Origin of the sequence: Catenovulum sp. 2E275 (genome assembly GCF_025515275.1) — a bacterium.
GTDB lineage: Bacteria > Pseudomonadota > Gammaproteobacteria > Enterobacterales > Alteromonadaceae > Catenovulum.
On record NZ_JAOPFU010000112.1, the window covers coordinates 1 to 1,066 of the forward strand.

General features: G+C 35.3%; 2 protein-coding genes. One reads left to right on the top strand and one right to left on the bottom strand.

Going from position 1 to position 1,066, the window contains the following annotated elements:
* Positions 1-41 precede the first annotated feature (41 nt).
* Positions 42-359 carry a hypothetical protein gene (locus N7931_RS19280; protein WP_262795965.1) on the top strand — a complete coding sequence of 106 codons (318 nt, stop codon included), beginning with the start codon at positions 42-44 and terminating at the stop codon, positions 357-359.
* Between the two features lie 145 nt (positions 360-504).
* Here N7931_RS19280 and N7931_RS19285 read toward each other — a convergent pair whose 3' ends face one another.
* The gene (locus N7931_RS19285; RefSeq protein WP_262795966.1) at positions 505-708 is read right to left on the bottom strand and encodes a hypothetical protein; all 204 of its coding nucleotides are present in this window, start codon (positions 706-708) and stop codon (positions 505-507) included.
* Positions 709-1,066 lie beyond the last annotated feature (358 nt).

The following is a 1,066-nucleotide window of genomic DNA, read 5'->3' on the forward strand; positions in this document are numbered from 1 at the left end:
GTGGTAATTAGTGTTACCGTGCGGTGGTAATTAGTGTTACCGTGCGCACAGTAACGGGGGGAATAGAAAAAAACGGTCCCAAACCTCTAAAATTTAAAATAGACGATCTTAACACAATTAAGGATCTTGCGATGTTGATGGCGCTTTTCCTGTTGATAATATTCCACTACATTGCATCTGATTTATATTTAAAAATTGCAAACGGATTATATGAACCAGTAGAAAAACCTTTGAGCCAACAACAGAAACTAAAGGCAACTGAAAAAGCGATCAGGAAACCCCGGCGGAAAACTCTTAAAATTACGATAGTAATTTGGCCAAAAAAACCAGTTTCATTCACGGCTCTTTTTTTATTTTAGAAAAATGGTATTTCTTGAAATATTACAAAATCGGTAATCACACTAATACAATTAATTTATATAGTTAGAGGCCAAATCATAAGTTTGTCCAAACAGTCAACAAGCTTGCTTATTTTTTGATGATGTTCACGGTTATACACGATAGTTATCCAAATAAATCTACTCCATAACCGAATCGTTCGGCTAATTCAGTTACAAGCAATAATTCATGTTCTGACAACTCATCTTTGTCAAACCATTTAGATAACCGTTGCTCGTAATATTCATAAGCTAAAGCTTCCTCAATTTCAGGTTTACGGTAATCCCAAAGAATTAATTTTAGTGCTGGGTATTCTTCAATAGTTATCATAATGAGCTGGGTTACATATAAGGTTTAGTGGTTTGTAACATCCAATACAATTTCGGCAATAGTACATTCTGGGTCTATGAGTTGCATACTCAGTTCATTAATAAGTTCAATCGCTTCTTACATGCTCATTGAGCATGAAAAATTGTCATTTGAAGCATCGAGTCGTTTTAGTTCCATCATTCCTCTCAAATTCACCGATGTCGTGCCAGTGGCCATGATGATTAATTTACTAAACATGTAGGTAGTTGAACAGCTTCGCTAATCAATACCTCAAAACCTTCAGTATCACGGTTATCTGTATAATAACCATTGTCTCTCGGTCGAAATCTTATCCGTTTTTTGAGTAGCCAAGTCATAA